Source organism: Micrococcaceae bacterium Sec5.7 (assembly GCA_039636785.1).
Taxonomy (GTDB): Bacteria; Actinomycetota; Actinomycetes; order Actinomycetales; family Micrococcaceae; genus Arthrobacter.
Genome location: CP144169.1, coordinates 3,417,455 through 3,442,729, shown reverse-complemented (window position 1 = coordinate 3,442,729; position 25,275 = coordinate 3,417,455). Strand labels below are relative to the sequence as shown.

Sequence of the window (25,275 nt, the reverse complement as noted above, 5' to 3'; positions counted from 1 at the left end):
ATTGTGCTGGCCCTTCGGTGGTGAGTCCCTCCGGAGGGCCAGTACGTCCATCACGGCGACGGTTTGACTACCAACGCTGAGCCGCCCCCGCGCCTGACGGGCTCAGCCGCGGCGACCATGCTCCCGTCGGGCCTGAACTCGATTGCGGTGGCCGCGCCGATCTCTGCTGCCGAGGTGAACGCGTCACCCGATGGTGTGAACTGATGACCGTACGGTGTCAGCTGGCTTCCGTATGCCGCGATGAACTCCGGCTCGGCCGTGACCTTGGCCGTGTTCCGTTGCGACGCGCGCGGTGCCGCGATCGCCTCGGAGATGCTCATGCCCAGATCCACCCTGTTCAGGATCGTCTGCAGGACGGTGGTGATGATCGTCGATCCGCCGGGCGAGCCGAGCGCGAGGAACGGCTTGCCGTCCTCGAGGATGATGGTCGGCGACATCGAGGAGCGCGGGCGCTTCCCCGGTTCGATCCGGTTCGGGTCGGTCGGGTTATATACGGTCGAGAAGTCGGTCAGCTCGTTGTTGAGCAGGAACCCCCGGCCGGGCACCACGATGCCGGACCCGCCGGTCTGCTCGATCGTGAGTGTGTACTCGACCACGTTTCCCCACTTGTCCGCGACCGTCATGTTGGTGGTCGAGATGTTCTCGGTGTCTTTCTCGTCGGCGAGAGGCGCGGCGGCAGCCGGGCACGCGCCGTCGTACGCGGACACGTCCCCCGCTGGGACGGGCTTGGCAGCCGCGTGGAGGGGGTCGATCTGGCAGGAGCGCTCCTTGCCGAACAGCGGATCAGTGAGCGCGGCGGTGGGCACGTCAACAAACGCCGGGTCGCCCACGTACTTGCCCCGGTCCGCGAACGCGAGAGCGCTCGCCTCGAGGTAGTGGTGCAGGGCGCTGGGCCTGGACATCTCGGAAAGGTTGAACGTGTCCAGGATGTTCAGGGACTCGCCGACTGTGGTGCCCCCGCTGCTCGAGGGCGCCATGCCGTAGACGTCCAGGCCGCGGTAGTCCACGTGCGTGGGCGCCTGGTCCAGGGCGCGGTATGCGGCGAGATCCGCCGTCGTCATGTGGCCGACCGGGACGGGCAGCGCGGTGGTGGCGGTCTTCGGCGGAGCCTGGACTGTGGCCGCGATCTCGGCCGCGAGCGGGCCGCTGTAGAAGCCGTTCGTGCCCTGCTTGGCGAGGAGCCGGTACGTCGCGGCGAGGTCATGGTTCTGGAAAACACTGCCGACGGCGGGTGCGTCGCCGCCGGGGAGGAAGAGGCTGCTCGTCGAGGTGAATGCCTCGAAGCGAGGCTTGTTGTCGAGGGTCTGCTGGCGGAACGTTTCGTCGACCACGAAGCCGCGGGTCGCGACCTTGATTGCGGGCTCGAGGGCATCGCCGAGGCTCAAAGTGCCCCAACGGGCGAGTGCGCGCTCCCAGGTGGCCGGGGTGCCGGGGACGCCCACGGAGACGCCGCTCGTGACGAGCTCGGGCGTGAAGCGGTAGGGCTGGCCGGTCGTTGGGTCAATGAACGCGTCGTGCGGCATCGCTGCCGGTGCTGTCTCGCGGCCGTCGATCGTGCCGGCTTTGCCGGTCTTCGCGTCGTAGAACACGAAGTAGCCGCCGCCGCCGATCCCGGCACTGTACGGCTCGGTCACGCCCAGGGTCGCGGCCGCGGCGACGGCGGCGTCCGCCGCGTTGCCGCCCTTGCGGAGGACCTCGATCGCCGCAGCGGATGCCTCCGGGTCCACGGTGCTCACTGCGCCGCCGTACCCGGTGGCGGTCGCGGTCTTTTCAGTCTCCCGCGGATCGGCGAACGCGGGGCTGACGACGGCGCCGCCCGTCACGCTCACAGCCAGAGCCGCCGTTACGGCAGCCAGTCGACGTCTCAGATGTGGCATGGCGCTCCCGAGTTAGGGTGATGCGAGTAGGTGGTGGGCGCCACACTACCCCGCAGCAATACGACATTCAACGCTGGGCATTTGGGGGCAGCTTGCAGAAGCGCAAGGTTCCGGTCGTCGACTTATGCAGGCCCTACACCACCAGCCGCAGCGGGCGTTCGCCCAACTGCACCGTGATTTCCTGGCCCCATGAAGCGGCGAGGCGGTCGTCTTCCATGCCGTCGCCGAACACCACCAGTTGGTCGGACGCCACGGTGATCCGGAGTGACTCGCCGGCCTGCAGCAAGCCCTCGGTCAGCGCGGTTCCTGTGATGGGGGACGGCCAGGCTTCGCGGACGAACCACGCGAGCCGGGGGTCCTTCGGTGCAGGCAAGTTGCGTCCTCCGCGCTCCCGGGCGATCGATGCGCACCAGCCGGTGGCGCCCGTGCCGGTGGAGACGATCAGTCCCGAGGAGGACTGGCGCTCAGCCTGGCCGCCGGGCGCCGTGAGCTGGTACCGGGCTGACTGGTGCGAGGCGTGTCCGACAAACACCTCGTTGAGCCCCGAAAGTTCCTGCCCGTCGTCGAGCCGTGCCGTCACCGTGGTCAGACTCTGGCAGCGCAGTCGCTCCACCGGCCCGGCCACTGCGGCGTCCTGCAGCAGACCGGCCGCTGCCCGAGGGGTGTGCCGGACCAGGACGCCCGGATTCGCCCCGGGCTCCGGATCGATTCCGATGACGGGTTGGCCGTTGAGGTACTTCGCCGCGTTGGCCACCAGTCCGTCCTGGCCCACCACCGCGATGACGTCCTCCGGCGTGAGTAGGAAGCGGCTCAGGTCCTGGCGCTCCACCTGGGCGTGCCGCCACTCGGCGGGAACCGCCGCGCGGATGACCGAGAGCGCCGCCTGTAGCCGGTCGTGGTGTAGCTGGACGTCGTGGAGGGTTCGACCTCGGTTCCTCAGGAAGAACTCGGCCTGGCCGCGGGTGGCGTGCCGGTCCAGGAGTTCTTGGAGCTCGGTCCGGCGGTGGACGATGACGAGGCGGGGGTTTGCCATGACGGGATCCTACTTCTGGACCCGGCCGGCCGCTGCTCCGGCCGCACTGACTGCACCCGCCGCACCCCCGGCTCCAGCCGCAACCGCACCGCCTGCAGGCTCCCGGAACAGCCCGGCAAGCGCTCCGCTGAGCAGGTCAGGCGTGATGGTGAGGTTCCCGATGTTGGGCAGGGATCCAGCCGCGTCACGCAGGGCCAGCGCTAACAGCGTGGCCTGTTCCATGCCCCGGTAGACCTCCATGGTGGCGGCCTCGCTTGCGGCAGATGCCTCACCCACCAGGCGGATCTGGTTCGCCTCGGCCGAGGCGCCGATGCCCTTGCGCTCTGCCGAAGCCTGCGCCTCGATGAACCCCGCGGCGGCCTTTTCCTCGGCCCCGCGCCGCGCATTGGCACCCTCTTGGCTGACCAGGTGTTCGCGACGGGTCGCCAGTTCGATCTGGCTTGCCATCTCGTTCTCGGAGATGGTCCGTTCGCGCTCGACGGCGAGTGCCCGGCGCTCGTAGACGGCGCGGTCTGCTTCGGCCTGGAGATGCTCCCGGACCGGTGTCTGCAGGGCCCGCTCGACGTCGGACTCCGGCCGGACTGCCAGGACCTGCACCCCGAGTATCTCGATGCCGGTCGACAGGAGCCGGGTATCCGCGCGGAGGGCTTCGGCGAGGACCGTGCGGAGCTGGCTGACTCCGCGCTCCAGTGCCTCGGCAAGCGTGGTGGTGGCGATCTGGTCGATCGCGTGGCTCTGGCACAACTGGCCGATGATCGTGGCTACCTGTTCCCGCCCAGCGGCCGGCGCGGAACCAACCGGCTGGAGGCCGAAGTCGAGCCGGCTGGAGACGGCCACGGGGTCAATGAAGCGGTAGGTCACGTTGGCCTGGACGCTCACATCCTGGTGGTCGCGGGTGATGGCGTGGAACAGCGTGGGCAGCTCCTGGTCATCCACGGGAACCTCGCTGAGCACGGAGTTGGCGGGACGGAACCAGAATGCCTGGCCCACTCCCTGGTGCTTCACCGTGCCTTTCTGCAGGTGGACGACATAACCGGTGGGACCGCCCAGGAAGTGGCTGATCCAGGGGCAGCCATCTGCAGCGAGGAGTTCACCATCGCCCAGCTCCGGGCGGTGTATGAAGCGGTGTGGGGCACGCGCCTGGACCCCCGGAATTTCCATCGTAAGGCCACCGGCACGCCCGGCTTTTTGGAGGCTACGGGGCGGATGACGGCGGGCGACGCCGGCCGTCCGGCCGCGCTGTTCCGGCTCGCCGAGGCGGCCCGGCCGGCGGCGGGCCAGCCAACCCGGGCCGTGCTCAACCCGCCGCTCATGCGCCCGCGCGACTGACTTCCCGCCCTGCGGGATCAATGTCCGACCCGTGCGCCACAATGTCTCCATGACCTTTGCGAACGTAGGAACTCTCGGCACCAAACCTGGCCAGCGCGACGCCGTCGTCTCCATCTTGCTCCGGCCCATGGCCGGACTGAAGGATGCGGGTTGCCTGCTCTATGAAGTGGGCATCAACGACGATTCGCCGGACACGGTGTTTGTCTGCGAACTGTGGGAGTCGCCCGAGGCTCATCAGGCCTCGCTGCAGCTGGACAGCGTGCGGGCAGCGATCAGCGAGGCCATGCCGCTGTTGTCCGGGGAGATGGGTGGCAACCAGTTCAATGTGCTTGGCTCGCCCATCCGCTAGCCCGCGCGGGCCCGCCAGCGGTCAGTGCCTCACTACGCCGGAGTCCACGTGAACTGCGGCTGCACACGGTTCAGGAACGCGCTGATGCCGATTCCCATGTCGGGGCTGTCCGGCATGGCGGCCCAGGCGTCCTCCCATTCCTGATCGATGCGGGGGTGGTCCATGTCCGTCAGATTCACCAGCCGCGGTGAACGCCTGGCCCGTGAGGAGAATGAATTTCGCGTTGGCATGGCCCACCAGCCGGACCAGCCGCTCGATTCCCGGTCTGGGGTAGATGATGCCGATCTTGGCCGGTGTCAGCGCGAAGACGGAGCGTTCGCTCGCGATGATGAAATCGCAGGCCGAGGCAATCTGCCAGCCCCCTCCCATGCAGGCACCGTCAACCAGTGCCACGGTGGGCTTCGTGATGGAACTGATGGCCAGATCTGCGCGGCTCAGCTGATCGACGCTCGTGTCGTCGTCCTGCCGGATCGATTTCGATCTCGGGGCCGTCGAGCCGGATTGTGCCCGGCAAGTTCGAGGAGTATGGCGAGGCTGCCATCGGCACCGCCCGGGAGATCAGCCGGGCGCTGGGTGCGTACTCAGCGAAGGGCTACTGAGCCGGCTGAGCCAGGTTCCTACTAAAGCCCATGGCGTCCCGCCCATTGACTTCAGGCGGGGGAGGGCTACGGTTGAATTACGTCAGCATGGATCTGTTGAACGCGTGTGCGTTGTAGGGGACAACGGCACAAATTACGGGTTTGCTCGGACACTCAGGCCCCAGGTCGGCAGCCCGTACGTCAATAACACGGTTCCACCCCAAGGGCCTTATCCTAATTCCCAGGTAGCGTCTCATGTCAGCAAATTTCGTCACAGCCTTGGCTGTTAAGTCCTTTGATGTCCCGGATAAGAAGCGGTGGCCGGACAAGGCCGAGGTTGATCTGGTCACCATAGATGACTACTCGGTTGCCCGCCTGATTCTCGACCCCGGCTGGCGATGGTCCGAATGCATCAAACCCATGGAGAAGACCGAGTTCTGCCAGCACCACCATCTCGGATTCTGCGTCTCCGGGGTGATGGAGGTCGAAACGTCCGAGGGCATACATTCCACGATTCATGCCAACGACACCTACACGCTTCCTCCCGGCCATGATGAATGGGTGGTGGGATCCGAGCCTTTTGTGGCCGTTGAATTCCTGGGCGCGGCATCGTTCGGCCGGCCCACCAGCCGGGGCGTGCATGCCAGAATCTGACAATCAATACCACCGCCGCGCAGCGGTGATACTCGGAGGAAACCGGACCGGAAGAAGACGACGACGACGGCGGCACGGAAGTGCCGCCGTCGTGCGCCCTTAGCGGTGTCCTACCGCGCGGTACCGGACGCCCGTGCCGGCTGAAGTGCCCGGGTGGCGGCCAGGGCACCGCTGAAGGCGTCCGCAATCAGTGATGTGGAGTTGAAGAGGATTATCTGTGCGCCGCGTTCCTGCCGGTGGCTGGCGTCTTCGGCCGAGTCGGCGATGACACACAGGGAACAATTCGCCGAGCCGGTGACATCGGCTGCTATCTGGTCGATGGCCGCCGTGACGTCGAGCCTTCTGCCATGGGAAGCCGAGTGACATGGACAGGTCGCTGGGGCCGATCCACACGGCGTTGAGGTTTGCTTCTGCGGCGATTCCGGCGTTGTTTGCGGCGGCTTCTTTGTCGCAGTCCTCCCCTCCCTATTTGCCCCCAGCAACCAGACGTAAACTGGCCTTCGAATCACTTGGCGTGAGTGGGAGTACGGATGCTCTGGAAGTTGCTGGTTCAGTACCTGCGGCCGCATCAGCGGCTGCTGATCGCCGTCGTCGTTTTCCAGCTGGCGCAATCCATTGCGTCCCTGTACCTGCCCACGCTGAATGCGGACATCATCGATGAGGGCGTGGCCAAGGGCGACACGGGCTACATCCTGCGGCTCGGCAGCGTGATGCTGCTCATCACCCTGCTCCAGATCGCCTGCGCGGTCACGGCCGTGTACTTCGGGGCGAAGGCGGCGATGGGGCTCGGGCGGGACCTGCGCGGCGCAGTGTTCACCAGGGTGGGCGAATTCTCCGAGCAGGAGGTCACGCGCTTCGGGGCGCCGTCGCTGATCACCCGTTCCACGAACGACGTCCAGCAGGTGCAGCAGCTGGTGCTGATGTCCGCCACCCTGATGGTGGCCGCGCCCATGCTCAGCATCGGCGGCGTCATCATGGCCATCCGCCAGGACGCGCAGCTGTCCTGGCTCATCGCCGTGAGCGTGCCCGTGCTGCTGGTCGCCGTCGGACTGATCGTTGTCCGGATGGTGCCGCTGTTCCGCAAGATGCAGGTACGGATCGACACCGTCAACCGGGTGCTCCGCGAACAGCTCACCGGGATCCGGGTGGTGCGCGCCTTCGTGCGCGAGGATGTGGAGACCGCGCGGTTCGCGACAGCGAACGACGACGTCACGGACGTTGCGCTGCGGGCCGGCCGTCTGATGGCGCTCATGTTCCCCGTGGTGATGCTGGTGCTCAACGTCTCCAGCGTGGCCGTGATCTGGTTCGGTTCGTTCCGGATCGAGGACGGCTCCATGCAGGTGGGCACCCTGATCGCCTTCCTGAGCTACCTCATGCAGATCCTGATGTCCGTCATGATGGCCACGTTCATGGCCGTGATGATTCCGCGCGCGGCCGTCTCGGCGGACCGCATCGGCGAGGTGCTGGCAACCGAATCCAGCGTGCGCCCTCCGGCGAATCCCGTCAGCGGGACCGCCGGCCGCGGCGAACTGGAAATGCGCGACGTCGGATTCGCCTACCCGGGTGCCGAACGGCCCGTCCTGGGCGGCATCAGTTTCACCGCCGACGCGGGGGAGACGACGGCGATCATCGGCAGCACCGGCTCGGGGAAGACCACCCTGGTGAACCTGATGCCCCGGCTCTTTGACGCCACCAGCGGTTCGGTGAGGATCGACGGCGTGGACGTCCGCGAGCTGCACCCGGACCTGCTCTGGGGTCACATCGGGCTGGTTCCGCAAAAGCCGTACCTGTTCTCCGGCACCGTGCGCAGCAACCTGCTGTACGGCAAACCGGATGCGACCGAGGACGAACTCTGGCAGGCGCTGAGGACCGCGCAGGCGCAGGATTTCGTCCTGGAGATGGAGGGCGGCCTGGATGCGCCCATTTCGCAGGGCGGCACCAACGTCTCCGGCGGGCAGCGGCAGCGGCTCGCCATCGCCCGGGCGCTCGTGAAACGTCCGGAGCTTTACATCTTCGACGACTCGTTCTCGTCGCTGGACACCGCGACGGATGCCAGGCTGCGGCAGGCCCTGAAGCACGACACCTCGGGGGCAACGCTGGTGATCATCGCGCAGCGCGTCTCCAGCATCGTGGACGCGGACCAGATCCTGGTGCTGGAGGACGGGCGGTTGGTGGCACGCGGAACGCATGACGAGCTGCTGGAGGACTCGGAGACGTACCAGGAGATCGTGTCCTCCCAGCTGGCAGCGGAGGAGGCGGCATGAGCACTGTCCGTGGTAACCGGCCCGGAGCGGCCGCGCCCGCCGGTGCGCCCGCCGTCGAACGCATTCCCCGGCCTGCCGGCGGGCCGGGGCGAGGCGGACCCTTCGCCGGGATGAACATCCCCGCCGAAAAGGCGATGAACTTCGGGCCGTCCGCCAAGCGCCTGCTGGGCACCCTGCGCCCCGAGCGGCTGTGGCTGGTGCTGGTCCTGGCGCTTGCGGTGGGCAGCGTGGCGTTCTCCGTGATCGGCCCGCGGCTGCTGGGCGAGGGCACCAACCTGATCTTCTCCGGCGTGGTGTCCAAGCAGCTCCCGGCCGGGGTGAGCAAAGCCGACGTGATTGCACGGCTGCGCGCGGCCGGCGAGGATTCCCAGGCGGACATGCTCAGTGCCATGACGCTGACCCCCGGCACCGGGATCGACTTCGCGGCGCTCTCCTCGGTGCTGCTGTGGGCGCTGGCGCTGTATGTCCTGGCCTCGGCGTTCGGCTGGGTGCAGGCGTACGTGCTCAACGGCGTCGTGCAGCGCACCGTGTACCGGCTGCGCGAGCGGATCGAGGCGAAAATCAACCGCCTGCCGCTGCGCTACTTCGATTCGATCCAGCGCGGCGAGCTGCTCAGCCGGGTGACGAACGACGTCGACAATATTTCCCAGAGCCTGCAGCAGTCGCTGAGCCAGGCGGTCTCGTCCATCCTCACGGTGGCCGGGGTCCTGGTGATGATGTTCCTGCTCTCTCCCACGCTCGCCGTCATTGCGCTGGTGACCATTCCGCTGACGCTGGTGACCACCGCGCTCATCGCCAAGCGCTCGCAGAAGCTGTTCGTGGCGCAGTGGAAGAACACGGGGGAGCTGAACGGCCAGATCGAGGAAACGTACACGGGCCACGCGCTGGTGAAGGTGTTCGGCCGCCAGCGGGAGGTGGAGGAGAGGTTCCGGCAGAAGAATGTGGAGCTGTACCAGGCGAGCTTCGGCGCCCAGTTCATCAGCGGCCTGATCATGCCGGCCATGACGTTCATCGGCAACCTGGTTTACGTGGGGATAGCGGTGGTGGGCGGGCTGCAGGTGGCTTCCGGCGCGATGCAGCTGGGCGACGTGCAGGCGTTTATCCAGTACTCGCGGCAGTTCACCCAGCCGCTGGCCCAGCTGGGGTCGATGGCCAATCTGCTGCAGTCCGGTGTTGCGTCCGCCGAGCGGGTGTTTGAGCTGCTGGATACCGAGGAGCAGAGTGCGGATCCCTCACCGGCCGCGTCTCCTGTTAGCGGGCGCGGGCGGCTGGTGTTCGAGAACGTCTCGTTTTCCTACTCGGCTGACAGGCTGCTCATTTCTGATTTGACGTTGGTCGCGGAGCCCGGGCAGACCGTGGCGATCGTGGGGCCCACCGGGGCGGGGAAGACCACCCTGGTGAACCTGATGATGCGCTTCTACGAGCTGGATGCCGGGAGGATAACGCTCGACGGCGTGGACGTCACCGCCATGACGCGCAACGAGCTGCGCTCGCGGATGGGGATGGTGTTGCAGGACACGTGGCTGTTCGGCGGATCTGTCCGGGACAACATCGCCTACGGCCGGCCGGATGCGTCCGAGGCCGAGATTCTGGAGGCCGCGACGGCGACGTATGTGGACCGGTTCGTCCATTCGCTGCCGGAGGGCTATGACACAGTGCTCGACGACGAGGGCGGCAACGTGAGCGCGGGCGAGAAGCAGCTGCTCACCATCGCCCGGGCGTTCCTGTCACGGCCTTCTGTTTTGATTTTGGACGAGGCGACGAGCTCGGTGGACACCCGCACCGAAGTGCTGGTGCAGAAGGCGATGAGCGCGCTGCGGTCGGACCGGACGAGCTTCGTGATCGCCCACCGGCTGTCCACGATCCGCGACGCCGACTTGATTCTGGTGATGGAGGCCGGGCAGATCGTGGAGCAGGGGACGCATGCGGAGCTGCTGGCCGGTGGTGGGGCGTACGCCGCGTTGTATGCCGCGCAGTTTGCGGCTCCGGTGGCGGAGGTCTAAGGGCGCAGTACCAACCACTATCGCTTCAACGCGGTCACGAAGGTCCCGGTCACGATCTTGCCCTCCGCCGCCCGCACCGGAAATGCTCAGCTGAAGCCTTAGCTGCAGAATTGGGCGAAGGTGGTGCCGGCCTGCTTATAACCGGACTGCAGCTCGGAGAGCTTCTCCGAGTCCGGGCTTGATTTCGCCGACTCGTCCGTGTATTCGATGATCGACTGCAGCGCGGATTTCAGGTCGTCCGAGGCCACTGCCTCGATGGGCCGGATCTGGTTTGCGAGGCGGTTCAGCCCCGTCTTGCCGATGCCGTTAGCCGGGCTCGACAAAACGGTCTTGACCCGCTCGCAAGTTTCGGCAGTGGTCAGTTTCGTCGGTGCGGAGCACGCCGATGCGGAGAGGAGGAGTCCGGTGGCGATCAGGGCGGTGGCGAGTTTCTTCATGGGTCCCTCAGTAGTTGATTGAGGTATCGATTGTAAGCAGAGTGCAGGGCCGGGCGTCGGCTCGGGACAATTGGAAGCCGGAGTGTGTTGCCTGCCAGCGGTCGGAGATAGCCGTCGCTGCGCTTCTCCTCCGTTCCGGGCAGGCTTCCACCGTGCGGTCCATCGTGCCGTGACATTTCGTCCCAGTACTGGCGGGCGGCGTAACGGATGGTGTTTCGGATCAGATGGACGATGAATTTCTGGACCACGGAGCTCCCAGACTTTGTTGATTGCCTCCGGCAGGCCCTTGAGCCCGTCGCAGACGGTGATGCACACGTCCTCCACGCCCCAGTTCTCGATTTCCGCCAGCACGGAGGGCGAGAACTTGGCGGCTCGGAACCGCTGAATCCGAATCGATTCTGCGCCGCTTCACCCGCGGAAGCCCCAAACCCTACCCACCAGGGGCTGGAGAAGCTCGGCCGCGCCGTATGCACGATCTTCGCCTGCGACTATCTCGCGGACCCGGAACGGCGCCGGGAAATCCACGGTGGACTGCAGGTCGTGGAGAACTGGAACAGCGGGAACACCATCATCTTCTACGGCAAGGAGGGCGAGTTTACCGGCCCGACCGCGAACACGCAGAAGTATCCATGCTGACCCTGCACCTGCTGCAGTCCACCCTCGTGCACGTCAACACCTTGCTGTGGCAGACCGTTCTGGAAGCACCGGAAATTCACGACAGCATTGGCCCCACGAACGCCGAGGGCTCTCACCGCTGTTCTGGACCCACATCAATCGCTGCGGCAAATTCCACCTCGACATGAACACCCGTCTTGACCTCACCCAGGTCAACAGCGCTGAAAGTCACAGCCGACGTCAAATCGAAAGTGATCCGCCCGGTTGTCTCGCATCCCACGGTCTGCCCATCGACGACACCCCACAGAATTCAGGGTGTTGCAGGCACCACCTGAACTCGCCACCATGTTCCGGGTCTGGGGCGGCGGAGCAGGAAAGCTTGGTTCCTGGATGTCTCCGATAAATCCACGGTCGTCTGCCAGTGTTCGACAGGGATTGGCTCTGCCTTCTGAGAATGCCGCTACTTTTGTGTCCAAGGTTCGAGTCCCCGCTGGGACTAGTACTACAGTCGCATTTGTAGGGTTGAGTTTCGGGCCCGGTAGTGGTGTCGTTTGGCGGTTTGTTGGTGTTTTCGGCGCCAGCGGGAACGCCCGAGGGTATGTTCGCGGCCGGGAAGCCGTGCCCAGATCAGGTGGGTGAGCAGGTGCCTGATCTCGGGCAGGGTAAGGGCTATGAGCTCGCCGTCGCCGGGATGAGGGCCCCCTTTTTTGACCGGGTGACGGTCAGGAAGGCGTGGGCGAGCATGGACAGGGTGATGTGCCGGTACCAGCCTGTCCATTGCCTGACCTGGTAGTGATCCAGCCCGGTTTCGCCTTTGGAGGTCTGGAAGGTTTCCTCGATCGCCCACCGGGCGCCCGCGACGCGGGCGAGTTCACCCAGGCCGATGCGTTTCGGTCCGTGGCAGATGTAGTAGGCCACGTCCGTCGGATCGGCCAGGGAGCGGCGGGCCAGGAGCCAGTGCTCGCTTTTCGGGTCGTTGCGGCCGTTGATCCGGGCCCTGGCCCACGCATATCGACGGTCCCCTTTGGTGCCCAGGCCGGCGGATCTGGTGCGCCAGGCCCGGCCGGAGAGGGACGCGATCAGCTCATCGGCACGGTGCTCGGTCCCCAGGGCGCCGGTCTTGGCGATGACGCGCTGGTTCATTGGCACCGCGAGGACATAGGAGACGCCGCGGTCCTCCAGGGATTTACGTAGCTTGGCGTGCTGGCCGTAGACGGCGTCGCCGGTCACCCAGGCCGCGGGCACGCCCGCGTCCAGGGCTCGGATAATCATGGTGATGGCCAGTTCAGGCTTCGTGGCGAAGGCACGCTCTTCGGGGATGCCGGCGCCCATGCACCGCTCCCGGTCATCGGTCCAGGCCTTGGGCAGGTACAGTTCCCGATCCAGAAAGGTCCGCCCCGCCGGTGTCGAATAGGTCAGGAAAACACCGATCTGCGAGTTCTCGATCCGCCCCGCCGTCCCGGAATACTGCCGGGCCACCCCGGCTGACCGGGCCCCTTTCTTCAGGAAGCCTGTTTCATCCACGATAAGCACCCCGTCATCGGAGCCGAGATGCTTCACGACGTAGGAGCGGAGGTCATCACGCACCGCGTCCGGGTCCCAGTCGGTGCTCGAGAGCAGCCGCTGCATCCGGTCCGGGATTACCTGCCCGGCCCGTTCCGAGAGTGTCCAGGAATTCTTGCGCTCCTCGGACGAGAGCAGCCCCTTCAGATATGCCACCGCGTTCTCCCGCGGCTCCGACCTGGCAAACCGGCCACCGATCAGCTCCCGGATTTCCTCGAGCCCATCCGCCCACTCCTGCACCTCAGCCACACAAATATCATCGCTCACCGCCAAGGATTAACACGGCAGCGACAGGAAATCCGATTAAAACGCCGACAAGCAACAAAATAAACACAACTGTAGTACTAGGATCCAAGTAGGACCGGCAGGGCCGGCCTTTGGACAATCTGGAGGCTGGACTCAGGCTCAGTTGCTGACCAGAATACCTGCAGCAAACTACGGACCAGGAGTACCCCTTCCATGACATCGAAGTTCGTGCTCGCCAGCGAACGAGTGACAGTAGCAGATGACTCTGGACACGTGGTCTGGGAGGGGAAACCGCTGGGAGTCGACGCGTTGGAAGTCCAGGCATTGCCCGATACTGATTCGGCGATTGTGTTACTGGACTATATGCAAATGGGGTCCGGTCCTGTCGGGAATTTGGTACGCATCTCAAGTGACGGGTCGATTCTTTGGGTTGCGGATCTGCCAAACCTGGCACCATCGGAATGTTACGTCTCTTTCGAGATCTCCGACCACGTCTTGGCCAACACATGGAACGGGTTCCGCGTCGAGATCGATCGTGAAACGGGAAAGATTCTGAAGAGCCTATTCACGAAATAGTGGACCGTCTACCGCGTGCCTCCTTCTGCGAAGGACCACGACCCTGAACCGGAGCCCGCAAGCCGGTCCCTCAGCGGACTGTGCTCTCCCGGATTGCGGCGTAGAGGAACATGTCACAACGCTCTCCGGCGATCTCCTGATGACTGCGAAGTAGTCCCTCGCGTTCGTAGCCGGCACGTTCGGCGGTGCGGATAGAAGCTGCGTTCCACGGCTCGATATACAACTCGAGACGGTGCAGATGCGGAATCGTCCAGGCAAAGGTAGTGAGGGCGCACAGGGCATCGGATGCAATGCTGTGGCCTCTCTCGTTCGGGGCAACGGCATATCCAACCTGAGCGCGGCCTGTGTCCAACTCCCTGGTCCATAGTCCGATGTTCCCCATGGAGCGACCAGTTTCAAGGTCGGCTATGGAGAAGGAAAATCCTGTCCCTTCGATGTGGCGCTGTCGCTGCCGCTCAATCCACGCTAAGGCTTCTTCATGAGTGGCATGCGGTGGGAGGCTTCCCACCGTGGGGACATACGGATCTTGGGAAAGGTCCATCGCCATCCCCGCGTCCAGATTCGTGAACGTGCGCAGCCGGATACGGCCATGCTCCGGGTCGGAAGATGGCCAGGGCGGAATATCACCGCTGATGCTCATCTCCCTAGTTTTGCATTGGGGGCGCCAAAGTAAGTTGCGCGTCCCGTTCTTCACCGTCCCCGCAAGCCGAACGGTAAGCGGACGGCTCTCGCTTGCTAGGGTCAACCCTATTGTCCCGCCCGTGAGAATTCGCCTGAAGGGGAAGAGCAGTGAAGGCCAACCACTATGACGATTTTGCCGAGAACTACTCGGCAGAGAACGAGTCCAGCCTCCTCAACGCCTATTACGAACGGCCGGCGATGATTGGGCTTGCCGGCGACGTGACCGGTCACCGGGTCCTCGACGCTGGGTGTGGCTCCGGGCCGCTGTCCGCGGCGCTGGCCGCGAAGGGCGCCATCGTGACCGGCTTCGATTCCAGTCCGTCGATGGTCGAACTGGCGAGGCAGAGACTGGGTGGGAGCGCGGAGCTGCACGTGGCGGACCTCGGCCGGCCGCTACCGTTCGCTGAGAATTCCTTCGACGACGTGGTCGCATCCCTTGTCCTTCACTATCTTGAGGACTGGTCGGCGCCACTTGCCGAGCTGAGGCGTGTTCTGAAGCCAGGCGGCCGCCTCATACTGTCGGTGAACCGCCCCGTCGTCTACAAGGTCATGGAGCCCGCGGCCGACTATTTCACGATCACGAAGTACTCGGAGAAGTACGTTTTCAACGGCCAGCCCGCGGTGCTGACGTTCTGGCACCGGCCTTTGCACGCTATGACCGATGCATTCACCGATGCGGGCTTCCGCATCGCGGTGGTAAGCGAACCGCCCGTCTCGCCAGATACGCCTCGCGAGCTCCTTCCGCCCCACCTCGGAGACCGGACAGCGTTCGTAAGCTTCATCTTCTTCGTCCTCGAAACTCGAACCGCCGTGCCCGTTTCGTCCGATGAGGAACTGGCTTAGGGGGTTGTTGGCCGGCGGTGAAAGCTGGCCTAAATGCTGAAGTCACTCCCGGGCCCCCGCGGAGGCGTGCCCGCAAGCCGATCGGCCTACGGGCACTCGAGACGTTCGGCTCAGTCCGACACCTTGCGGGAGTCGATACCGACCTTGACCCAGTACGCGAGTGCCGTATTGTCTTGGATTCGTTCGTAAGGCACGGTGAGCCATCCGCGGCCCATCGGACGATCATTGCCCATGTATGCCGGCTCTCCACCTCGGCGGAGCATATCGTCGTATGCGGCGGGATCGGTGCGCACGAGCAAATCGCCGCCACGCCCGGCGGCTACAGCCATGGTGTCACCCACCATGAAGGACAGGCCGCCGAACATGCGCACTTCACGCACGTTCTGGTGCGAGGTCAGTAGGTCTCGGAGCCTTTGCGCAAGGACGTCCCGCGGGCTCGGTGCGTCCGCTGTCACTGACCGCCCTTCGCGATGTAGTTCTGCCCCTCATAATGCAGATTGAGCGTGTCGATGAGGCCATCGCGGAAAGTGAAGAACTCGGCGAACCGGACGGTGCCGCCAGGCATCTCAGCGTCGTACAGGACGGCGGACCCGTGCTCGTCGTGGACCTCGCGGACCACGTTGATGCTGCGAACGGTCGAGATGAAGCCGGCCACACCGTGGAGGAAGCCGTCCGTTGCATCTACGATGTGGCCCGCGAGAGAGCCGGTGAAGTCGAGGTGGTCGGACAACAGCACACGAAGACCCTGCCCCTCACCAAATGCACCCGCCCCCGCGGTGAGAACGCGGTAGTACTCCTGCAGTGGGGCTGGTGCTGAACTTGAGATGGAGCCGGTCACGGATAACTCCCTCGGTAGCGGTGAAACTCAATATATGAAGTGATGGCTAGATTTTACGCCCGGAGTCACGGTTCAGGGAGCTATCGCGCCCTCTCCGAGAAGAATGCCGCGGGCCAAGAACCACAGCCCGAAGGGCGTCGCGATGCCCCTTCTAACCAGAAAACATGAGTCGTGAGGTTTTTCTCATTCTGTGCGCTGAACGAGAGATATAGACGTCCTAGCATCACATGCCACGAACGGACAACCGCATCCGAAGTTTTGGATAGGGTTGCGGACCGCTTACGGGAAGTGCATGGATTGGTAGTTGCCAATCATATTTCTGCCGCCGCCGGCCGGTTTAGGCTTCCTCTATGAAGCCTCGTGCAATCCTCATCTCAGCTTTACTGTTGGTCCTTGTCGTTGTTGTCATTATTGTGGCGTGGATCCTATGGAAACCTGCCATCAGCGGGGCCTAAAAGCCTCCCCTGCCCTTGGCTAGTCCTACAGATCTACTTGGCGTCTAACGAAATCGGGCCGAGTGACTCTCGGAACATGACCATATCCCCATAGCGCTCAGCGATCTCAATAGCCGTTGAATCGTGGCCGCGACCGGGGGCGGAACCCGGCAAATCCACATCCTCACCACCGACGACAATTTGTCCACCGGGGAGGCGATCCAGCGGATGGGGAACCGGTGGCGACAGGAAAACCAGTTCCGCTACGCCCGAATGCACTTCGACCTGGACTCCCACGATTCCTACACCAGTGCCGATGACGATCCGGAGCGGATGGTCCCCAACCCTGCCAAAAAGAAGGCTTACCAAGCGGTCGTCGCCGCCAGGAAACATTATGCGGACGTCACCGCCGAGGTAGATGCTGGCGAACTTGCCCTGAAAACCACACCTGTCGGCACCCGGGACTTCCTGATCACCAATGACATGATCAACCACGTCAAAGCACCACTCTGGACGGCCGAAACAGCACTCACCCAAGCCGAAGCCGCCCACGAGGCGTTACCGGCACGGGTTCGGCTCGGTGACCTCGCCCCCGGCCAGCAAGTACTCGACACGGAGACGAAACTGATCCATCACGGCATCCGCATGGCCGCCTACAACACGATGATGACCCTCGCCCGGGAGATCCGCACCAACACCGGCTACAAACGTGGTGCCGACGAAGCCCACGCCCTCATACGCCAAGCCTTTAGTAAATCGGGAGACATCGACACCACCGTCCCCGGCCACTTGACGATCACCCTGGACTCGCTGCCCACAAAAGCCAAAACCAACGCCCTCGCCGAACTCTGCGAACACCTCAGCAGCACCGAAACCCGCTACCCCGGCACCGATCTCACCCTGCACTACAAAATCAAGATGAAGGCCTGAAACCCCACACCCGAAATCTCACCATGTCCCGAGTCCTGATCCCTAAGCGCGTCGGGATGAATGAGCGGGTCGCTGGACATGCGGTGATCGAGAAGCTGTTGGCCGATCGGGAGGGTGTGCCGCCGCGGTCGTTTCTGGGTCGTGTTTTCGGTGCTGACCCGTTGACTCCGGAAAATTACCCTTGGTACAAGGGTGCTCTCGGGGAGATAGCAGTAGAACGGATCCTTGAACGGTTAGGTCCTGAGTGGATGGTCCTGCACGCCGTACCGGCGCGTCCGACATGGATCACGTGCTGATAGGTCCGGCCGGCGTATTCACCCTCAATACCAAGAACCACGCCGGGCAATCCGTTTGGGTTGCGGGTCGGACCTTGATGGTGTCCGGCAAGAAACAGCGCCATCTATACAACGCCAGCCACGAAGCCGCCCGGGCAGCGAAACTTCTCACCCGCGGAGTGAACGCGCCGGTTGAGGTCACCGGCGTTGTGGTCGTCGTTGCCCCGAAGAGCATGACTGTCAGGGAAAGGCCGTCCGACGTTGTTGTGGTCTCGGATCGGCAGCTCCTGGGGTGGCTGAGCGACCGCCCGAACTTACTCACGCCCAGGCAGATAGCGGTGATTACGGCTGCAGCATACGGCCCGGAACGTGGCACGGGAATCCGCCTGCCGTGGTGGACCCTGCGTTCCTGCAGTACGAATTCGCCAGGCTGCGGGCTCTCGTGGACAGCGCGCGACGTCGCCGCGCGGGATGGCTCCTCGCCCTTCTTGTCGGGACTCCGCTTCTCCTAGCCACCCTTTCTGCGTATTTCTGACGGCATAAAAAAATATCCGCCCGTATAAAAGAAACCTTATAGAGGCTCATACTTTTCTATAGACTGTCTGGATGGACTCTGACATGAACCCCTTCGCCCCGGGCTCTGGCCTCAAACCGCCGGCACTGGAGGGACGAGAATCAGAAATAGAAGCGTTCGGCCGCTTGATCGTCAGAACTAAACGTCAAGCCACCGAGCGGGGAATGCTCCTGTCCGGGCTCCGGGGCGTCGGGAAGACGGTTCTGCTGAACAACTTCGTCGCGCAAGCAGAGCGGCATGACTGGTTCGTTGTGCAGATAGAAGCCCAGCCCTCTCCGGAGGGCCGGAAGGCAACCCGGCAAAAACTGGCCAGGGCGATTGAGGCGGGAGCGCGAAGGCTGCGTACGAGGTCTGCCTGGGACTACGTGAAGGATGTCCTGGGCAGTATTGGTTCCTTCAATGTCACCCTTGGCGTTACGGGCGTGTCCGCGACGCTCGGGACCACGGAAGGCCGGGCGGACTCAGGGAACCTGGATATCGACCTCGAGGAGCTCGTTGAAGACATCGCAACAGCCATGGGCAAATCCCTCAGCGGCTTCGGAATCTTCATCGACGAGATGCAGGACCTGGACGAGGAGCTCCTGGGCGCGCTGATCTCTGTCCAGCACCTGGCCGGCCAGAAAGGCTGGCCTTTCTTCATCATCGGGGCCGGGCTACCCAACCTGCCCGGAAAGCTCAGCGCCACGAGATCCTACTCTGAACGCCTCTTTGACTACCGCACCATCGGAGCCCTCGACCACGCCTCGGCGGCGGACGCCATCAGCCTCCCGATGAACCAGCTGGGTGCGCACCTGGAGGCAGACGCCCTGCGGGCGCTCGTCACAGCGGCCGCCGGCTACCCCTTCTTCCTGCAGGCCTACGGCAAGGCCGTCTGGGACGTATCCTCCAACAAAACAGTCAACCTTGACGACGCCCGGCTGGCCATCGAAATCGGGACCGAACAACTCGACGCCGGGTTCTTCAGATCACGCTGGCAAAGAGCAACACCGGCAGAACGCCAATACCTCCGCGCCATGGCCGAGGACCACGACGAAGCCTCATCCACTGCGCAGGTGGCATCACGACTAAACCGGGCAGCCAGCCAGCTGACCGTCGCCCGCTCCAGCCTCATCTCCAAAGGCCTCATCTACGCCCCCGATCACGGCGCCGTCCGCTTCACAGTCCCCGGCATGTCGGGCTTCATCAGCCGGCAGTTCGAAGAATAGCCAGTAGGGACTTGCTCGCCGGAAGCGTTCCCGAACCCAACAAATAAATCCGGTGTTGCAGGCACCACTTGAATTCGCCGTTGGATATTTCACTTTTTAACAAGCCAGCCCTTGTAGGGTGGGAGGCATGGCTTCTCGCTTCTCCGAACTGGTCATCGACTGCCTGGATCCGCAACGGCTGGCGGAGTTCTGGTGCGAGGTGCTCGGCTTCGTCGTGCTCGACACCGAGGACGGCGCGATCGAGATCGGACCGGAGGAAGGGTTCGGCGGACTGCAACCGACCCTGATCTTCAGCCCGACGACCGAGCCCAGGACCGGCAAGCTGCGGCTGCACATCGACATCAACCCCACCGACCGCGACCAGGACGCCGAGCTCGAGCGCCTCCTGAAGATCGGTGCGCACCCGGCCGATATCGGCCAGACCGGCGAGGAGCAGTGGCACGTCCTGCTCGACCCCGAGGGCAACGAGTTCTGCCTCCTGCGACGCCGCCTGAGCTGAGTCCCCGCCTGAATGCAGAAACTAAGAGGGGGACCGCTGGAGGTGGTCCCCCTCTTCACGCAAACCTCGTCCTCGGCGCCGACTCCGAACTGGTCATTGTTGCCAACCGTCACGGAGAGGACCGCAAGAACCTCCACTCCAGAACGTTTGACTACCTGGGCGGCTCGCTGGAACACAGTATCCCTGAGAAGCCCCACGCCTTTGTCCTGCCCGCCTGCGGAATCAGAGAGCACGCGTGCGAGATCCTAGACGGAGGGGCGGATGCGTTCAGAAAGCGCAAGGACAAATACAGGGTCTAGGCCCAGACATGGACCTACCACTCACTAACAACCGGCGGCCTACGCCGATAACAGCGCATATGAAACCCATGGCCGTTGCCCTGCACTGACGCTGGTGCCCCGGTCGGCTTCCTACCCTAGGGGTCGGAGGTCCGACCCCCGCAGAGTCAGCCAGTCGTCGGGGCTTGAGGACCAATGCTCGGGAAAGTCACGCTAAGCCGATCCCGCGTGGTAACGATGGGTGCCTCGGATCGTTGAGCCTGTATGGCTAAACATAAATATCTGACTGCGGCCGAGGAGGCCTCGTACGGGCGATTCGAGGCGCAGACGACTACCACCGCCTAAGACGGGGAGGGAGGACCTGAATTTAGGCTAGGCGTAGGGTGGGATTTAGACGATAGGAGCACTTCATGAAGAAAATCCTCATGGTACTGACCAGCGTTTCCGAGATCGGCGATACGGGCGAGAAGACCGGCTACAACGTGGCCGAAGCTGCACATCCCTGGAAGGTCTTCAAGGATTCCGGGCATTTCGTCGACTTTGCGTCCATCCAGGGCGGCCAGCCCCCGCGCGACGAGGTGGACTCAGAAGATCCCATCCAGGTCGCCTTCACGGAGGACGAGACCACGCGCGCCGGTCTCTACAACACTGCCCGCGTCGACGTCGTTGATCCCGACCAGTACGACGGAGTCTTCCTCGTGGGCGGCCACGGCACCATGTGGGACTTCCCGGACAGCGAAGGCTTGCAGAATCTGGTGGCCAGCGTCTACAATGCCGGCGGCTTGGTGGGCGCGGTCTGCCACGGGCCGGCCGGCCTGCTGAACGTGGAATTGGAGAACGGGCTTCGCCTCGTCGAGGGCCGGAAGGTGGCCGCCTTCACCAACGACGAGGAGGTTGCCGCAGGGAAAGACAAGGTCATCCCGTTCTTTTTGGCAGACCGACTTGAGGAACAGGGCGCCACCCACGTCTCCGCTGATGTCTTTGAGGAGAAGGTTGTGGTTGACGACCGGCTGGTGACCGGCCAGAACCCGGCTTCAGCCGCCGGCGTGGCCAAGGAGATGGAGAAGCTCTTCGCAGAGGTCATCCACCAGGAAAAAGCCGAGGAACAGCACGAGACGGAGGCTCTGCGCGCCGAGAAGGACGCCGAGAAGAACGCCAAGAAGGCTGCCGCAGAAGCGGAGCACTAACACCAACAGCGCACTGAAACTGACGGCCACCCCGACAAAACGGGGTGGCCGTCAGTCGGCGTGCGTGCGCCGGCAACCACACTGTCCAACGCATCGCCGACCTGCTTCAGGTTCCGCGCTCCACGATCTACGGCCTCAACAAATCAAGCCTTCACATTGTCATCCACGGCCTCCGCGTTCAGTGCCAGCAGGACGGCCACTTTCTTGTAGAGCTTGGGAAGGTCATCGTTGCGCGTGTATTCCACATCGCTATGCTCGAGAATGAGCTTGCACAATAATTCCATGAGCTCCTTACACGAACCGATCGCCGCCGGCGGGTCACTTTCGATAACCCGCTAAGTGGGGATCCGGTTAGCTCAGGTAGTGGGGTCCGAATCCGCGCCGTGGGAGACGATTTGGCGGTAGGTGGCCGGGGCCTGTTGTGCACCGAGGTCGAGCAGCGATTGGAACGCTGCCATCGGGGTGCTGCGCCGGTTGTAGCGGAACATGAACTCGTCGAGGTAGACCTGCAGGTGTTCACTGCCCACCGAGCGGTGGGTGCCGCGTAACCAGGTTTTGAAGTTGCTGATGGCCCGGTGCACGCGCGGAAGGACCGGGTCCGGGTCCCCGGCCTTTTTGGCGGCCCGCTGGGAGCGTGAGCGGTGGTCGTAGCCGTTTTGGGTCAATGGCTTGTATCCCATCCAGCCGTCGGTGTGGACGATGGCGCCCGGAGCCACGGTCTCCTTGACGAACGTGCTCAACGTGTCGCCTGATGCGTTCGGGATGATCCTCATCCGCACCCGTCCGGAACCCTGACCACGCGCCTCTACCGCTACTACCACCTGCACTGCTTTGGCGGTGAGGTTCCTACTGCCCCGCCGCCCGGTCTCGCGGCCACCGACCTCACACTCGTCGACCTCGACCTCACCGGTCAGCAGAGTGCGTTCGGGGTTGACCGTCGCGCGGCGCAGCTTGTGCAGCATTGTCCATGCCGTCTCATACCGGGTCAGCCCGAGTTGGCGTTGCAACTGTCGTGCGGAGATCCCCACCCTTGAAGGAACGGCAGTTTCCGGCCAGTGCCAGGCCCATCACGATGACGACGATCCCCAGAACCCGGATCAGGGCGTCCTGCCACCGGACCATCCACGCCCCGATGATGCCGAAAGCGGCTCCGTAGAGGGTAAAGACAAGGGCGAATCCCAGGACAAAGAGCTCCACTCCTGCCAAGCACGCGCCGCCGGTTGTCCGGCCGCGTGGGATCCGTCAGGCCGGAGACGTAGCCGAAGTACCCCGGAACCAGGGGCAGGATGCACAAGGGGAGAGGAACGAGACAATGCCGGCGGTCATCGCCAGCGGGATGGCGATGATCAGGGCTCCTGACTGGATCGCACCCGCGAAATATTCGCCGATCGTCATTTATCCGTCCTCCATTCGGTCCTCCATGGTGGGTCTCCGGCCGGTTCTGACACCGGGGCCGGGGTGCGTGGCGGTGGTTTGTTCGTTTTCCGCCGCCGTCGCGGCCGGTTTTCCCTCGATTGTGGATTTCATCCGGGATTATCGGGGTTCCGGGTAGATGAGGGTGCGGGTGACGAGGTGGTGCGGGGCGGTGAGTGTCTCGTGCAGGATCCGTCCGTCGTCGGCGAGGGTGAGTTCCAGGAGGGCGTTTTCTGCCGGGTAGGACAGGGTCAGGCGGCGGTGTCCGTCCAGGTCCGGGAGGCGGGCGGTGAGGGTGGCGGTGCCGCTCGCGTAGAGGGCCCTGCGCACGAAGTCGGCACCGGTTGCTTCAAAGGACATCGGGGTTCCCAGTCCCTGCGTGGTGTCGCTGGTGACCAGTTCGTGCAGGGTGAAGGACGGGACGGCCTTCATCGCGGTGACGGCAGCGGTGAGCAGGTCGGCGGCGGGGGCCGGCGGCCAGGCGACGGTGAGGCCGGCGCGGTCTGTCCTCCAGCCTCCGGCGACCGGTGACACGCTCAGCAGGCTCGATCCGTCCTTCCAGGTCACGGGAGTGAAGAAGCAGCCCGTTCCGCAGCCGCGGAATTTCAGATCCTGTGTTTGCCCGTCCGGGTCGGCGATGGCCCCCGTCAAAGAGAACTTCGCGTCGTTGATGGGTCCTGACCCGTCGGAGAATTCCGGTGCGACCAGCTGGACGACGAGCTGCCCGGCACTGGCGCGGGCGCTGACTCCTATCTCCCCGGCAAGCGACGCCATCGGCACCACGGGTCCGGTAGCCGGCGGCGGGAAGGCCAGCGGTGCGTCGGCGCTGCCGGGCAGCGGGAGAACGGTGAGCAGGGCCGAGATCCCGAGGACGCCGACGAGTGAGACGGCTTCGACCCGGGCCGGGCGGCTGATGCGCTCGGGCGTTGCTTTGCGGCGCAGGTGCCGGCGTGCGGCCAATGCCAGAACGGCAGCGGCGGTGACCAGTCCGGTCTTGATCAGCAGCGCCCGGCCATAGTCCGTGGTTGTGATGTCCTTCAGCGGTATCAGCAGCAGGCCCGAGGCGAGGCCGGTGATCGCCACGGTGATGACAAGCCAGAGGGCCGGCCGGGAGTAAGCTGCGATCGCCGCCCGTGCCAGGGGCCGCTGATGCCGCCAGGCAACGGCCGTACGCAGGACGTGGAACAGGGTTCCGGCCCACAGGGCGGCCGCGGCCAGGTGGATCAGGGTCAGGGGGATTCCGATGACCGGGTTCGCCAGTTGCGGGTGGGCGCGCAGGGCCTCGGCGGCAACGACGGCGGCCAAGGGCGCCCACGCCCACCCGGGACGCCGGATCAGTTTTGCCGCCGCGGCCAGGGCGAACCCCGCGGTTTCGACCATAGCCAGGGCTCCGGGCCGTGTGGAGAGGAGCACGGCAGGGTCCGGGCGGGTCAGGCCTGCGGTGAGGGAGCCGTTGCCCAGCAGAAGCACAGCCAGGCCGAGGCATGCGCCGAGTCCGAGGAATGCACTGAACGGCAGCCAGGACCGCGGGCGGGGCGGGGCCGCCTGGATACGGCGAAGCAGGAGGGTGGCGGCGGGTTCGCCCAGGGCGGCGGCGAGGGCGGCGAAGAGGATCCCGCGCAGCACCCCCGTCGGCCAGGACCCCTGGGTGTCGGTGGCCTGGCCGCCGCCCAGGCCGGCGGTGACCGGTCCTGCGGCGTAGCGGTAGGAGCCGCCCATGACGTCACCGTCCTGGGCGGTGACCTGCCAGGTTACGGTGTAAATGCCCTGGTCGACGGCGCCGTGCACGGGAAGTTCCAGGGCGCGGTTGCCGTGGCTGAGCGCCGCGGTACCGACGGCAATGTCTCCGGGCCCGGTCAGTTTCACCGCGGTCCCGCTGATGGAGACGGGCTCGTCGAAGAGCAGGGTCAGGGTTTCCGGGGCGGTGGCCACGGTGGAATCGGAGGCCGGGCTGGTAAAGAGCAGATTCGAGTGGGCCGAAGCCGGGGCCGCGCCTCCCAGCAGGGAGGCCAGGAGGATGCCGGCCAGGGTCAGGAACAGGGCCGCAGCCCGCGGCAGCGACGCGCGGACGCGCCTGGCCGTTCGCAGGCGCGGGGCCCGGGCGGGCCTAGGATTCACGCCGGAATGACGGGGGACTCTCCCCGGTGGCAGGATTCGCTTGCGCCTGCAGGGTCCGGAGTTCTTCCCGGGTGGCGCGGATTTCCTCGCTGATGTCCGCCCCGGGGGCGGCGCAGCACCCGGCGGCGCCCGTGGCGGCTTTGTTCCGCCGCATCGGGCGGATGCAGAAGAACCAGGTCAGGGCCGCCGCCGCTGCGGTGGCGACCAGGGCGATCAGGACGGTGCTCATGCGGAAGCGTTCTTCCCCGGTGCCGGAGCCGGGTGCCGGGTGTCGAACGCGGGGGGTGCGGGGCGGAGGGCCTGGACCTGGGCGCGGAGCCGCGCCAGTTCCTGTTCCTGTTCCTGTTCCGCGGTGCCCGCAGGTGTCGTGGTTTTAGCGTTGCCGCGGCCGCGCATCATGAACCACATCATCAGGCCCATGCCGACGGGGCAGACCAGGGCGGGGAGGATATAGAGAAACTGTTCCATGGGAGGAT

At 64.8% G+C, this 25,275-nt stretch carries 26 protein-coding genes and 5 pseudogenes; 14 read left to right on the top strand and 17 right to left on the bottom strand.

Going from position 1 to position 25,275, the window contains the following annotated elements; genetic code table 11:
• Positions 1–50: 50 nt before the first annotated feature.
• The 3 genes from ggt to V3C33_16475 all read right to left on the bottom strand — a co-directional run bounded on the left by ggt (position 51) and on the right by V3C33_16475 (position 4,014).
• A complete protein-coding gene (ggt, locus tag V3C33_16485) occupies positions 51–1,877 on the bottom strand; it encodes a gamma-glutamyltransferase (protein ID XAS67037.1) in 1,827 nt (608 codons plus the stop codon).
• Positions 1,878–2,010: 133 nt separating this feature from the next.
• A complete protein-coding gene (locus V3C33_16480; protein ID XAS67036.1) occupies positions 2,011–2,910 on the bottom strand; it encodes a hypothetical protein in 900 nt (299 codons plus the stop codon).
• A 9-nt stretch (positions 2,911–2,919) separates the two neighbouring features.
• A complete protein-coding gene (locus V3C33_16475; GenBank protein ID XAS69767.1) occupies positions 2,920–4,014 on the bottom strand; it encodes an SPFH domain-containing protein in 1,095 nt (364 codons plus the stop codon).
• Here V3C33_16475 and V3C33_16470 point away from each other — a divergent pair.
• Both V3C33_16470 and V3C33_16465 read left to right on the top strand, forming a co-directional pair.
• Positions 3,976–4,239 (top strand): annotated as a pseudogene (locus V3C33_16470) (NUDIX hydrolase). The gene V3C33_16475 and the pseudogene V3C33_16470 sit on opposite strands and share 39 nt — an antisense overlap.
• Before the next feature lie 49 nt (positions 4,240–4,288).
• Positions 4,289–4,588, top strand: coding sequence for a putative quinol monooxygenase (locus V3C33_16465; GenBank protein XAS67035.1), 300 nt, complete (start codon positions 4,289–4,291; stop codon positions 4,586–4,588).
• Positions 4,589–4,620: 32 nt separating this feature from the next.
• Here the strand turns inward: V3C33_16465 and V3C33_16460 are convergent, their stop codons facing one another.
• Complete coding sequence (locus V3C33_16460; protein ID XAS67034.1) at positions 4,621–4,752, bottom strand: hypothetical protein; 132 nt, start codon at positions 4,750–4,752, stop codon at positions 4,621–4,623.
• Between the two features lie 76 nt (positions 4,753–4,828).
• A pseudogene (locus V3C33_16455) lies at positions 4,829–4,996 on the bottom strand (enoyl-CoA hydratase/isomerase family protein).
• 425 nt (positions 4,997–5,421) lie between these two features.
• Between V3C33_16455 and V3C33_16450 the strand changes: the two are divergent.
• From V3C33_16450 to V3C33_16440, 3 genes are all read left to right on the top strand, one after another.
• Positions 5,422–5,820: a cupin domain-containing protein gene (locus V3C33_16450; protein ID XAS67033.1), complete on the top strand. Its 399-nt coding sequence runs from the start codon at positions 5,422–5,424 to the stop codon at positions 5,818–5,820.
• A 530-nt stretch (positions 5,821–6,350) separates the two neighbouring features.
• Positions 6,351–8,084, top strand: coding sequence for an ABC transporter ATP-binding protein (locus tag V3C33_16445; GenBank protein XAS67032.1), 1,734 nt, complete (start codon positions 6,351–6,353; stop codon positions 8,082–8,084).
• Positions 8,081–10,087, top strand: coding sequence for an ABC transporter ATP-binding protein (locus V3C33_16440; GenBank protein XAS67031.1), 2,007 nt, complete (start codon positions 8,081–8,083; stop codon positions 10,085–10,087). The genes V3C33_16445 and V3C33_16440 overlap by 4 nt, the downstream gene beginning before the upstream one ends.
• 98 nt (positions 10,088–10,185) lie before the next feature.
• Here V3C33_16440 and V3C33_16435 read toward each other — a convergent pair whose 3' ends face one another.
• Positions 10,186–10,524 carry a hypothetical protein gene (locus V3C33_16435; protein ID XAS67030.1) on the bottom strand — a complete coding sequence of 113 codons (339 nt, stop codon included), beginning with the start codon at positions 10,522–10,524 and terminating at the stop codon, positions 10,186–10,188.
• Positions 10,525–10,739: 215 nt separating this feature from the next.
• Positions 10,740–10,875 (bottom strand): annotated as a pseudogene (locus V3C33_16430) (transposase).
• Between the two features lie 30 nt (positions 10,876–10,905).
• Between V3C33_16430 and V3C33_16425 the strand changes: the two are divergent.
• Both V3C33_16425 and V3C33_16420 read left to right on the top strand, forming a co-directional pair.
• The gene (locus V3C33_16425) at positions 10,906–11,160 is read left to right on the top strand and encodes a Tn3 family transposase (GenBank protein XAS69766.1); all 255 of its coding nucleotides are present in this window, start codon (positions 10,906–10,908) and stop codon (positions 11,158–11,160) included.
• Positions 11,154–11,327: a hypothetical protein gene (locus tag V3C33_16420; GenBank protein XAS67029.1), complete on the top strand. Its 174-nt coding sequence runs from the start codon at positions 11,154–11,156 to the stop codon at positions 11,325–11,327. Before V3C33_16425 ends, V3C33_16420 begins: the two co-directional genes overlap by 7 nt.
• A 481-nt stretch (positions 11,328–11,808) precedes the next feature.
• On the opposite strand, the gene V3C33_16415 is transcribed toward V3C33_16420, so the two are convergent.
• On the bottom strand, positions 11,809–12,942 hold the full coding sequence (locus tag V3C33_16415) for an IS701 family transposase (protein XAS69765.1): 1,134 nt from the start codon (positions 12,940–12,942) through the stop codon (positions 11,809–11,811).
• 219 nt (positions 12,943–13,161) lie between these two features.
• Between V3C33_16415 and V3C33_16410 the strand changes: the two genes are divergently transcribed.
• Positions 13,162–13,524, top strand: coding sequence for a hypothetical protein (locus V3C33_16410; GenBank protein ID XAS67028.1), 363 nt, complete (start codon positions 13,162–13,164; stop codon positions 13,522–13,524).
• A gap of 70 nt (positions 13,525–13,594) precedes the next feature.
• Here V3C33_16410 and V3C33_16405 read toward each other — a convergent pair whose 3' ends face one another.
• On the bottom strand, positions 13,595–14,164 hold the full coding sequence (locus tag V3C33_16405; GenBank protein XAS67027.1) for a GNAT family protein: 570 nt from the start codon (positions 14,162–14,164) through the stop codon (positions 13,595–13,597).
• A gap of 149 nt (positions 14,165–14,313) precedes the next feature.
• On the opposite strand from V3C33_16405, the gene V3C33_16400 reads away from it, so the two are divergent.
• On the top strand, positions 14,314–15,048 hold the full coding sequence (locus V3C33_16400) for a class I SAM-dependent methyltransferase (GenBank protein ID XAS67026.1): 735 nt from the start codon (positions 14,314–14,316) through the stop codon (positions 15,046–15,048).
• A 110-nt stretch (positions 15,049–15,158) separates the two neighbouring features.
• Here the strand turns inward: V3C33_16400 and V3C33_16395 are convergent, their stop codons facing one another.
• On the bottom strand, positions 15,159–15,503 hold the full coding sequence (locus V3C33_16395; protein XAS67025.1) for a TfoX/Sxy family protein: 345 nt from the start codon (positions 15,501–15,503) through the stop codon (positions 15,159–15,161).
• Positions 15,500–15,886, bottom strand: coding sequence for a hypothetical protein (locus tag V3C33_16390; protein ID XAS67024.1), 387 nt, complete (start codon positions 15,884–15,886; stop codon positions 15,500–15,502). The genes V3C33_16395 and V3C33_16390 overlap by 4 nt, the downstream gene beginning before the upstream one ends.
• Before the next feature lie 578 nt (positions 15,887–16,464).
• Here V3C33_16390 and V3C33_16385 point away from each other — a divergent pair.
• The 5 genes from V3C33_16385 to V3C33_16365 all read left to right on the top strand — a co-directional run bounded on the left by V3C33_16385 (position 16,465) and on the right by V3C33_16365 (position 21,268).
• Positions 16,465–17,250: a hypothetical protein gene (locus V3C33_16385; protein XAS67023.1), complete on the top strand. Its 786-nt coding sequence runs from the start codon at positions 16,465–16,467 to the stop codon at positions 17,248–17,250.
• Positions 17,251–17,494: 244 nt separating this feature from the next.
• The gene (locus tag V3C33_16380) at positions 17,495–18,037 is read left to right on the top strand and encodes a nuclease-related domain-containing protein (GenBank protein ID XAS67022.1); all 543 of its coding nucleotides are present in this window, start codon (positions 17,495–17,497) and stop codon (positions 18,035–18,037) included.
• A 94-nt stretch (positions 18,038–18,131) separates the two neighbouring features.
• Positions 18,132–19,304, top strand: coding sequence for an ATP-binding protein (locus V3C33_16375; GenBank protein ID XAS67021.1), 1,173 nt, complete (start codon positions 18,132–18,134; stop codon positions 19,302–19,304).
• A 127-nt stretch (positions 19,305–19,431) separates the two neighbouring features.
• Positions 19,432–19,803 carry a VOC family protein gene (locus V3C33_16370; protein XAS67020.1) on the top strand — a complete coding sequence of 124 codons (372 nt, stop codon included), beginning with the start codon at positions 19,432–19,434 and terminating at the stop codon, positions 19,801–19,803.
• A gap of 688 nt (positions 19,804–20,491) precedes the next feature.
• The gene (locus V3C33_16365) at positions 20,492–21,268 is read left to right on the top strand and encodes a type 1 glutamine amidotransferase domain-containing protein (protein ID XAS67019.1); all 777 of its coding nucleotides are present in this window, start codon (positions 20,492–20,494) and stop codon (positions 21,266–21,268) included.
• A gap of 143 nt (positions 21,269–21,411) precedes the next feature.
• Here V3C33_16365 and V3C33_16360 read toward each other — a convergent pair whose 3' ends face one another.
• The 6 genes and pseudogenes from V3C33_16360 to V3C33_16335 form a co-directional block, all read right to left on the bottom strand.
• Positions 21,412–21,552, bottom strand: a complete 141-nt coding sequence (locus V3C33_16360; GenBank protein ID XAS67018.1) for a hypothetical protein — start codon at positions 21,550–21,552, stop codon at positions 21,412–21,414.
• A 72-nt stretch (positions 21,553–21,624) separates the two neighbouring features.
• Positions 21,625–22,293 (bottom strand): annotated as a pseudogene (locus V3C33_16355) (IS1595 family transposase).
• A 22-nt stretch (positions 22,294–22,315) separates the two neighbouring features.
• Positions 22,316–22,663 (bottom strand): annotated as a pseudogene (locus V3C33_16350) (cytochrome c biogenesis protein CcdA).
• A gap of 138 nt (positions 22,664–22,801) precedes the next feature.
• Positions 22,802–24,799 (bottom strand): copper resistance protein CopC, encoded by a 1,998-nt coding sequence (locus V3C33_16345; protein XAS67017.1) that lies wholly within the window; start codon positions 24,797–24,799, stop codon positions 22,802–22,804.
• Positions 24,789–25,028 (bottom strand): hypothetical protein, encoded by a 240-nt coding sequence (locus tag V3C33_16340; GenBank protein ID XAS67016.1) that lies wholly within the window; start codon positions 25,026–25,028, stop codon positions 24,789–24,791. The genes V3C33_16345 and V3C33_16340 overlap by 11 nt, the downstream gene beginning before the upstream one ends.
• The gene (locus V3C33_16335) at positions 25,025–25,267 is read right to left on the bottom strand and encodes a hypothetical protein (protein XAS67015.1); all 243 of its coding nucleotides are present in this window, start codon (positions 25,265–25,267) and stop codon (positions 25,025–25,027) included. Before V3C33_16335 ends, V3C33_16340 begins: the two co-directional genes overlap by 4 nt.
• Positions 25,268–25,275: the final 8 nt, after the last annotated feature.